The organism is Patescibacteria group bacterium (assembly GCA_028692545.1).
In the GTDB taxonomy this organism is placed as follows: Bacteria; Patescibacteriota; Patescibacteriia; order UBA1558; family S5-K13; genus STD2-204.
The window spans coordinates 1-10,537 of the sequence record JAQUXC010000020.1 but is presented as its reverse complement, the minus strand read 5'-3'; the positions used below and the strand labels follow the sequence as shown (position 1 = coordinate 10,537).

Sequence of the window (10,537 nt, the reverse complement as noted above, 5' to 3'; positions counted from 1 at the left end):
CTCCTAAATACCATAAAACTCGCTTTTCTTTTGGATAACTTGGTTTTAAAGGCATATATTTGTTTATTAGTTAACAGTGTTACCCCTAAGTATACCAAGTGTTACCTATTAGTGTTAACTGTACAATAATTGACTAAAAAGTCTTTTTATACTAAAATAATATGTTAAAAACAAAGATAGAATAAGTCTATTTTTTATACCTGAGGAGGTAATAATGGCACATAATCAAGATGTAAAAATTGCTGGGTATTGGAATACCCAGTATGAAAATGGCAAATATGCCGGCCAACCGATTCATCCCGAAGTCTACCAATTCTTGGCAAATTATATTCTTCCTGGTCAAGGAATGAAACTTGACCAAATCAAGATACTGGAGATTGGGTCTGGTAATGGAAAAAATATCATTCCAATGGTAGAGCTAGGTATGCAGGTTTTTGGCATTGAATTGTCAGACATAGGATTAGATCAAACCCTTGAAAAATTGATTTACATAAATCAACATGCCAGAGTTATTTATGGTGATTTCCGGGAACTCCCGTGGCGAAATGATTACTTTGATGCTGTAATAGCATTCAATGTACTACAACATGGAGACTTCCCTGATTGTCAACTTGCTGTTGCAGAAGCAGCAAGGACTCTCAAAAAAGACGGGTATCTTTTTATCAGCGTCCGTTCTTCCAAAAGAAACCCACCAAAAGATGCTTGTATCTATAAAGATTCCAGTCAGGGTGGTATATCTTTTATATCCAAAACAGACAAATCAGGGATAATTCTTCACCACTGGCATGATAGTGAAATCCATTTCATAGCCAGAGAAAATGGGTTAGAAATAATCCACAAGGAAGAATATTCCAAAGGTGTATCTGACAATGGAATCGAGAAGTGGCACTGGAATGTGGTGCTACAAAAAAAATAGTAACAATCAAACTGAATATAGCAAGCCTTCTCCGGAAGGCTTGTCTTTTTTTATTTATATATCGAGCTCAACTCGATGTATTGACTAAATATTTTAAAGTATTAATATATTTTTAAGGGTCGCAATTTGCGCCCTTTTTTGTTTATCACGTGAAATAGTGATTTAGCAAAAATCAATAAAATATATTAGTAAGAGAAATTAAATAAAACTTTATTTTTCTGCGAGCTTACAAAAATTTTTTAAAATTTGAATGAAGTCAAGCGTAAAAAAACTTCAGGTTACCAGAGGTAACATTTGAAGTTTTAGCTTGACGAAATGATAAATTTAAAAATTTTTGTATGCTCGCGACTTTCCTGCCTGCCCTGCCTACCGGCAGGCAGGCGGCAGGTAGGTAGGACTTACCCTTTTCTAGAAAAGGGTAAGAAAAAAAGAAACCAGAAAAGGTTTGAAAAAGAAAAAAAGTAAAAAACAAAGTTTTAAAAGTGTTATTATGCGAAAATCAACATATAATTTAATAATTGGAATATTTTTTATACTAGGATTATGTATTTCAAATTATTTTGATATTCAAAATAATATAATTATTGTTTCAATATTTATATGTATTTTGTTTTTGTCATTTACAAAAAATATTAATATAAAATTTTATTTATTTTTGATTTTGTTTTTATCACTTGGAATAATATTTTATAATTATTCAAAAATTGATTTCAGAGATGACGCAAAAATTTGGTATTACAATAGTGAAACTTTGGATTGGAACAAAGAAAAAAGAATTACTTTTATTGGACGAATTACAGATGAAGCAGATGTAAGAATTGATCATCAAAAATTGAAAGTTAGTGTCTCACAAATAACAAAACCAACTCAAAAAAATATTTTAGGAAATACTCTAGTAAAAACAAAACTTTATCCAAAATTTAACTATGGTGATGTACTAGAAATTACTTGCTATTTGATAAAACCGGGAAAAATAGAAAACTTTGCTTATGATAAATATTTATCAAAAGACAATATTTATTCTCTTTGCTATGATCCACAGATAAAAATAATTGAAAACAAAGCAAATATTTTTATTTCATTAATATTTAAATTAAAAAACTTTTTGTTTAATAAAGTAAATACTATTTGGAGCGAACCAACTAGCTCTTTTTTAAATAGCGCACTTTTTGGATTTGAAAAACTATTACCAAATGAAATTGACCAAGACTTTAGAAATACAGGACTCAGTCATATTGTAGTTGTCTCTGGAATGCACGTAACAATTATTATTGTAGTTTTTTCAAAAATTCTATACAGCATAGGAATAAATCGTAAAAGAATGTTTTTTGCATTAATCTTATTTTTATTTGTGTTTGCAGTTTTATCAGGACTATCTTCATCTATAATACGAGCATCAATTATGGGAATAATTGTAGTTTTTTCAAAAAATATTGGTAGATATATTCCAAATCACTTAGTAATAGTTTATTCTCTTGTAATAATTTCTCTTATGAATCCGCTTTTGCTTTTTTATGATATTGGATTTCAATTGAGTTTTTTGGCAACAATAGGGCTTATATATTTATCCCCAATAATCAAGGTAATATTGAAATTTATGCCAGAAACTCTAGAAATAAGAGAAATTACCGCAACAAGCCTAGGAGCTATGATAATGACAACTCCCATAACAATGTATAGTTTTCAAAAATTTTCAACTTTTGGAATATTATCAAATATTTTAATTTTGCCATTTATAAGTTTTGATATGACTCTCGCTGTATTTACAATTCCAATATCTTTTATAAGCAATACTTTGGCACAATATTTTGGATTTTTATCTTACGTTGTTACAAAACTTTTATTCGCTCTAATAAAATTAATTTCAAATATAAAAATCAGTGTTTTAAATATTACTGATTTTAATTATTTACATATGTTTTTTTGTTATTTAATAATAATTATAATTTATTTTTATGCAAAAAAAGAAAAAGATATTTAGAGTAATAATCATTTTGGTAATAATAACTGCTCTTGTTCCTTATTATTTTTTGGAAGACAAAAGTGAATATCTACGAATGTATTTTATAAATGTTGGGCAAGGCGATGGAATACTTATAAAAACTCCCGAGGGAAAAACAATAGTGATAGATGGGGGAGCTTACAATGATTTTGTAAAAAAAGTAAGTCAAAAATTACCTTTTAGAAAAAGAAATATTGATTTACTGGTGATAACTCATGCTCATGCAGATCATTATATTGGATTAATAAACCTAATAGAACGTTATGAAATAAATACAATTTTTTATTCTGGCTATAATGTAAATTTGGAAGATTATAATTATCTAATGAATTTAATAAAAGAAAAAAATATAAATCTTATAAAAGTAAAATCTGGACAAGTTATAAGTTTTGAAAAAAATATAAATTTAGAAATTCTTCACCCATTTTCTATAAAAGAAAAAGAAGAAGATATAAACAATACTTCTGTTGTAATAAGATTAAGTTACAAAAATTTTGATGCAATTTTTACAGGAGATATGACTTGTGAAGGAGAAAAAGAATTAGTAGAAAAAGACAAAAATTTAGAATCGGAATTACTAAAAATAGGACATCATGGATCTCGCTGGGCAAGTTGTGATTATTTTTTGGAATATGTAAAACCACAAATTTCTGTAATTCAAGTTGGTATTGATAACTCATTCAATCATCCACATCAAGAAACACTTCAAAGACTAGAAAAAATCAATACTCAAATTCTTAGAAATGATCAATCAGGAGATATAATTATATATAGTGATGGAGAAAAGTATTTTAAAAAGTAAATACTCAATATTTACTTATAAATAACTTATGTTATAATAAAATCGACTTCGGAAAAATATCCAAAGCTAGATTAAAAAACTATTAATCTAATAATCTAATAATCAATTAAGCAATTATAATTATGCCGGATAAAAAAACAAAAGTATTAATAGTAGAGGACGAGACAATGCTCGTAAATATGTATATAGCAAAATTTGAAAAAGAAGGTTTTGAAACTGTACAGGCTGAAAATGGAAAAAAAGGAATTGAAGTTGCAAGAGAAGAAAAGCCTGATATAATACTCCTTGATATAATAATGCCTGAAATGGATGGTTTTATGGTATTAAAAGAATTGAAATCAACACCTGAAACAAAAAATATACCAATAATCATGCTTACAAATCTAGGACAAGAAGAAGATGTAGAAAAAGGGAATAAACTTGGTGCTATAGGATATTTAGTAAAAGCAAATCTTACCCCTTCTCAAGTTGTAGATAAAGTAAAAGAAGTATTATCAAAAAAATAACAAACAATACCAATATACAAATGACATACCAATTATACAAATGAAATTAGTATAATTAGTAAAGTTCGTATATTAGTATTATAAATTAGTATAAAAAAATATGGACAACCCAAGGCAAGAAAGAACATTTTTAATGGTAAAACCTGATGGCGTAAGGAGAGGTTTAACAGGAGAAATTATAAAAAGAATAGAGCAACGTGGACTAAAAGTAGTAGCTCTACAAATGTTTCAACCAACTCAGAAACAAATGGATGATCATTATCCAAAAGATGAAGTTTGGATAAAAAGAGTAGGTGAAAAAACACTTCAAACATATGAAAAATATGGATACGATGCAATACAAGAGGTTGGTACAATAGATACTCTTGAAATAGGAAAAATGGTAAGAGGTTGGTTAATAGACTTCATGACATCAGCACCACTTGTAAAAATGATAATTCAAGGTGTACATGCTGTTGATATGGTTCGAAAATTGGCTGGTCCTACAATGCCATCTATGGCTGAAATGGGAACAATAAGAGGGGATTATTCAGTTGATTCACCAGTTGCTGCAAACAAAGGCAAAAGAGCTGTAAGAAATATAGTTCATGCGTCTGAAACACCTGAAGAAGCAAATCATGAAATAAGTCATTGGTTTTCTCCTGATGACATACATGAATATTCAAGGAGCGTGGATCAAGTAGCATTTTAAAAATACAAACATATAAAATATAAATAGAATCAGGTCATTTGACTTGATTTTATTTATTATTTCAAAAATGGTATAATGTACATATCTAGAAGATTGAAAAAAAGGAACTTTACATCTATAACATTGGGAATTTATGTGATACAAAACCTTGGTTTTGTACCCAAAATTTTACCCACAATTCTGTTTTAGAGGATTCCTATTTACCCAATCTTTTAGATCATCAAAACTGGGCTCCAACACCCGGTTTTTATATAAGCCAAAAACTTCAATCATATGCTCTTTTCTGATATAATAAATATGATTTAGATTTTAATCTAATAAATTTTTTATATATGAAGAAATACGACATTATCACAATAGGTGGAGCAACGCAGGATATAATGTATTATACTAGCGATGCCGAAATAATAAACAACAAAAAAAATATTTTAAAACAAAAACTTATCGCTTTTGAATATGGAGCAAAAATACTTTCAAATGACATCACAATAACATTTGGTGGTGGTGGCATGAATACTGCTATAAATTGCTCTATTTTAGGATTAAAAACATCTACATTTTTAAACTTGGGAACAGATTGGATAGGGGAATTAATTTTAAAGGAATTAAAAAACAAAAAAGTAGATACAAAGTATATAACTCAAGATAAAAAATATTATTCTGGTTTTTCTTTTATAATAAATTACAAACATGATAATGAACACACTATATTTGGTCATCGTGGCTCAAATAATGAACTAATTATATCAAAAGAAAAATTAGCAAAAATAAATGCAAAATGGTTTTATATAGCATCTCTTAGTGGCAAAGAAAATATTATAAAACAAAACATAGATAATATATTCAAAAAAGCTACTGCAAAAAATATAAAAATTGCATGGAATCCGGGAGAGAAACAAATTAAATATGGAAACAAATTTTTCAAAAAATATTTAAAAAATATAAACTTTTTCAATATAAACAAAGATGAAGCAATAGAATTAGTATCATCTTCTGGAATAAAAACTAATAATATAGAAAATATTATAAGAATAATACATTCATGGGGTGCAGAAATAGTGTCTATAACAGATGGCATAAATGGTGCATATATATTTGATGGCAAAAAGTTATATTACAAAAAAGCTACTATACAAAAATGTATGAATACGACAGGAGCAGGGGACGCATATGGATCAAGTTTTGTATCAGGTATGATATTATACAAAAATGATTTAGAAAAAAGTCTAAAACTTGCAATACAGCAAAGTGGAAATGTCGTATCAAAAATAGGTGCACAACGTGGACTTATGAAAAGAAATGAAATAGAAAAATTGTTAAAATTTAAAAAATAATCCAATAAATAAATATATGGCGGATAAATTAGAAGTAGAAATAGAATATTCAAATAGACACATACATATAACAAAAGATTTGTTTGAAAAATTATATGGCCCAGAATATGAACTCACAATGAAAAATAAATTATCTCAGTCAGATGATTTTGCATCAAATGAAACTGTAATGATAATGGGACCAAAAGGAAAAATTGAAAATGTTAGAATTCTTGGACCATACAGAGATAAAACTCAAGTAGAAATTCTCAAATCTGATACATATATATTAGGAATAGACACCCCAATAAAATTGTCTGGAGATTTAGACAATACTCCAGGTATAAAAATAGTAGGACCAATAAACGAAGTGGATTTGGAAAGTGGGCTTATAATAGCAAAAAGACATTTACATATTTCTCCTGATGAGGCAGAAGAAATGAATTTGAAAGATGGACAAAAAATAAAATTAGAACTAACTGGAGATAGAGCTTTAATATTTGATGAAATAGTTGTAAGAATCGGAGAAGGATTTGTAAAAAAAATTCATCTTGATTTGGATGAAGCAAATGCAGCTAACATAAAACAAAACACAAAAGGCAATATAATATTATGACAAAAGAAAAAAGCAAAATATTAATACTAAATAGTGGAAGTACATCTCTAAAATTCAAAATTTTTGATAATGACAAAAATGAATTTGCAAATGGAATAATAGAAAAAATTGGATCACAAAAGTCTATAATAGACTTAGATGGAAAAATAGATCATTACAAAATTTCAGATCACAAAGAAGCATTAAATATTATAAAAAATAAATTTCAGAATATAAAGTTTGATTTTATTGTTCATAGAATAGTTCATGGTGGAAGTGAATTTACAAAACCAGTAATATTAAACAAGTCTACTATAGAAAAAATTGAAAAATACAATGACCTGGCTCCGCTTCACAATCCAATAAACCTAAGCACAGCACAAGAATCATTATCTATTTGGAAAAACACAAAACAATATGGTGTATTTGATACTATGTTTTTTTCTACATTAGAAGAAAAAGTATATACATATCCAATAAACTTATCTTTCAGCAAAAAATATAATATCAGAAAATTTGGATTTCATGGATTTTCACATCAGAAAATGTTGGAAGATAGTGCAAAAATTTTGAAAAAAAATAAAAACAAATGCAATTTAATAACTTGCCATTTAGGTGGTGGATCTAGTATTTCAGCTATAAAAAATGGTAAAGCAATAGAAATATCTATGGGTTTTACACCAAATTCAGGACTTATGATGCTCACAAGATCTGGGGATATAGACTCATCCATTATCAATTTCTTGAACAAAAAACACAATGTAAATATAGAGAGAATTGATAAAATGATAAATTTTGAGTCAGGAATAAAGGGTATTTCTAATTTAGATGATCTTCGGGATGTAATGATACTAAATGGATATAAAATCAAAAACTACAAAACTCATATTATAAAAAGTGATAACAATAAAAAACTAGCAAAATTAGCACTAAACATGTTTATATACAAAATTCAAAGATATATATCATCATACATAACACTTATGCCAAATATAGATGCGATAGTTTTTAGCGGTGGAATAGGAGAGAGAAATGCTGATATAAGAAAATTAATTTTCAAAAATTTGTATATAAAAAACTTAGCCACCAATAAGCAAGGAAATATAAAAGAAATTGTAATTAAGGCAAATGAAGAATTGGCAATATTGAATTCTATAATAAAAAAATAAAAAGGCAAAAAAATAAAAATGAAAAAAATATATTCTATAATGTTTATTACATACTTTACACTTGTACTATCAAATACATGTTTTGCTGCATATCATGAAGTAAATTATGATGATACAGAACTCAATATAGAATATCAAGAATATAATTTCAAAGAACAAGGAAATGTCGGAGAATTAAAAAATGTTCTTTCAGAATTAGACCAAGAAACAGATCAAAATAATGGATTTCCTATAAATAATTTTTTAAATTATAGAAGATACCAATTTTGGATATTAATATTATTACTAAGCTCAATACTTGTAATACTATTTAGGTTATCTAGAAAACTAAAAAAAATCGAAAAAGAATATGCAAGTAAAAGAATACAAATAATTAGCAAGCAAAATCAAATTACAGAAAAAGATGAAATCTTATACGGAACAGAAGAGTCAAAAACAATAAAGCCAACTTTTGTAAAAAATAAAAATACAAAATTATCTACAAAAAAAGAAAATATTAAAAATATAAATATAACAACAGAGCAAGATGAAAAAGATTTGAAAAATGAAAATGAAAACATAAAAATAATAGTAGAAAATGAAACACAAAAAAAATCAATAATAGTAGATATAGAAGATACAGATGATGACTATATTTTTGAAGAAGATAATAATTAATTTAATAATTTAGCTAAAATAATATGAAAGAATTACTAACAGGAAATGAAGTTGTTGTACGTGCCGCGCTAGCTGCTGGTGCACAAGCATTCTTTGGATATCCAATTACTCCGGCTACAGAAGTTATGTCAGAGTGGGATAAATTTTATGAAAAAGACCCCAAAAATTTGATCTTTCTACAAACAGAAGATGAAATGTCTGCGGGATTTGCTACAGTAGGGGCAGTTTTGATGGGTAAAAAAGCATTTACTGCTACAGGTGGCCCAGGAAATATATTAGTTCAAGACGCTCTAGCAATGGCTGAAGCAATGAGCATTCCAATTGTAACTATTATAGGTCAGCGTGGAGGACCATCAACTGGTTCTGTTATTTATTCCCAACAAGAAGTAACACTCACTGCATTTGGTGGAAATGGTGAGGGATATAGAGTTGTTTATTCTCCAGAAAATATTCAAGAATTATATGATTACACTATAAAATGTTTCAATACTGCTTGGCGTTATATGATTCCTACATTTTTGCTAGCAGACGGATATACTCTGAAGACCAAAACAAATGTAGAATTATACAAACCAAAAAATTTAGTTCCAAGCAAGCCAATGATGTTAAAATCAGAAAAAAGAGACAACAAAAAAGAATCAAATTATATAAATATGAGAAATACTTTTTCTACCGAAGAACAATGTTTTGATTTAAATCAGGAATTAATAAAAAAATGGGAAATTATAAAAAAAGAAGTAGCAGAACACGAATCTTTCTCATATAATACAAAGTCAAAAAAAGATACCCTTATAATCGCACATGGAATAGTTGCCTCATCAGTAAAACAGGCAATTTATGATACAAAGAAAAAATCTGTAAAATTATTTAGACCAATAACCATAAATCCATTTCCGACTGATACTTTGAAAAAAGAATTGAAAGGAATAAAACAAATAATAGTTACAGAGTCAGCACAAAACCAATTGTTAAAAATTGTAAAAGAAAATTTATATGGATTCAATATTCCTATAAAGACATACAATAGACCAGCACTTGGAATAACACCGGATGAGATTATAAATTTAATTAAAAATAAAAAATAAATGCGATTCCAATATACAAATTCATTCGAATTATACGAATATTAGTATTATTAGTATGTATTAGTACATTAGCATCGCACATTAGTATAAAAAAATATGGAAAACAACAAAAATAACTTAGCTTGGCCAGTGTGCTGGAAAAAATCTAGCAAACCACATAATTTTTGTCCTGGGTGTGGTCATCCAATAATATTAAAAATGTTGGGACAAATTATTGATGAAACAAATATCCAAAACAAAACACTTTTTGGAATAGATATTGGATGCTCTCTACTTGCTTGGGATTTCTTCAATGTTGATACAATGCAAACTCATCATGGAAGAACAATTCCTGTAATGACTGGGGCAAAAAAATCCAAAAAAAATTCTATAATAATTGCTTATTTGGGAGATGGGGGAGCTTATGCAATAGGAATACAACATTTGATTAGTGCTAGAATAAGAAATGAAAATATCACGGTAATAATAGTAAACAATGCAAATTATGGCATGACAGGTGGTCAAAAAGCTCCTACAACAGTTGAAGGTCAGATTACCACTACATCGCTAGGTGGGGCTGACAAAAATCATATTGATGGACCCGACTTACTATTACACGCGAGTGAAACTCCTGCTTATATTGCTCGTGGATGTGTTGATAATCCAATACAATTAAAAGGATTTATAAAAAAAGCAATTGACTGGCAAATGCAGGAAAAAGGATTTTCATTTGTTGAGGTATTATCATTTTGTCCTACAAATTGGAAAACAGATGCAAAAAATACTATTGATTTTATGAAAAAATTAAAAGAGATTTATCCT

General features: G+C 27.9%; 11 protein-coding genes. All 11 read left to right on the top strand.

The window, feature by feature from the left end; translation table 11 throughout:
• Positions 1-214: 214 nt before the first annotated feature.
• Positions 215-916, top strand: coding sequence for a class I SAM-dependent methyltransferase (locus PHZ07_05345; protein MDD3284991.1), 702 nt, complete (start codon positions 215-217; stop codon positions 914-916).
• 490 nt (positions 917-1,406) lie between these two features.
• Positions 1,407-2,897 (top strand): ComEC/Rec2 family competence protein, encoded by a 1,491-nt coding sequence (locus tag PHZ07_05340; GenBank protein MDD3284990.1) that lies wholly within the window; start codon positions 1,407-1,409, stop codon positions 2,895-2,897.
• Entirely contained in the window at positions 2,872-3,720 is an 849-nt protein-coding gene (locus PHZ07_05335; protein MDD3284989.1) for a ComEC/Rec2 family competence protein, read from the top strand. The genes PHZ07_05340 and PHZ07_05335 overlap by 26 nt, the downstream gene beginning before the upstream one ends.
• A gap of 122 nt (positions 3,721-3,842) precedes the next feature.
• Complete coding sequence (locus PHZ07_05330; GenBank protein ID MDD3284988.1) at positions 3,843-4,226, top strand: response regulator; 384 nt, start codon at positions 3,843-3,845, stop codon at positions 4,224-4,226.
• A gap of 100 nt (positions 4,227-4,326) precedes the next feature.
• Entirely contained in the window at positions 4,327-4,917 is a 591-nt protein-coding gene (locus PHZ07_05325; GenBank protein ID MDD3284987.1) for a nucleoside-diphosphate kinase, read from the top strand.
• Positions 4,918-5,249: 332 nt separating this feature from the next.
• The gene (locus tag PHZ07_05320) at positions 5,250-6,251 is read left to right on the top strand and encodes a carbohydrate kinase family protein (GenBank protein MDD3284986.1); all 1,002 of its coding nucleotides are present in this window, start codon (positions 5,250-5,252) and stop codon (positions 6,249-6,251) included.
• 16 nt (positions 6,252-6,267) lie between these two features.
• A complete protein-coding gene (pduL, locus tag PHZ07_05315) occupies positions 6,268-6,846 on the top strand; it encodes a phosphate propanoyltransferase (protein MDD3284985.1) in 579 nt (192 codons plus the stop codon).
• Positions 6,843-7,994 carry an acetate/propionate family kinase gene (locus PHZ07_05310; GenBank protein ID MDD3284984.1) on the top strand — a complete coding sequence of 384 codons (1,152 nt, stop codon included), beginning with the start codon at positions 6,843-6,845 and terminating at the stop codon, positions 7,992-7,994. The genes pduL and PHZ07_05310 overlap by 4 nt, the downstream gene beginning before the upstream one ends.
• A gap of 18 nt (positions 7,995-8,012) precedes the next feature.
• Positions 8,013-8,651, top strand: coding sequence for a hypothetical protein (locus PHZ07_05305; GenBank protein MDD3284983.1), 639 nt, complete (start codon positions 8,013-8,015; stop codon positions 8,649-8,651).
• Positions 8,652-8,674: 23 nt separating this feature from the next.
• Positions 8,675-9,736 (top strand): thiamine pyrophosphate-binding protein, encoded by a 1,062-nt coding sequence (locus PHZ07_05300; protein MDD3284982.1) that lies wholly within the window; start codon positions 8,675-8,677, stop codon positions 9,734-9,736.
• Between the two features lie 96 nt (positions 9,737-9,832).
• Positions 9,833-10,537: thiamine pyrophosphate-dependent enzyme (locus PHZ07_05295; GenBank protein MDD3284981.1), on the top strand; the 705-nt coding region annotated here is incomplete at its 3' end.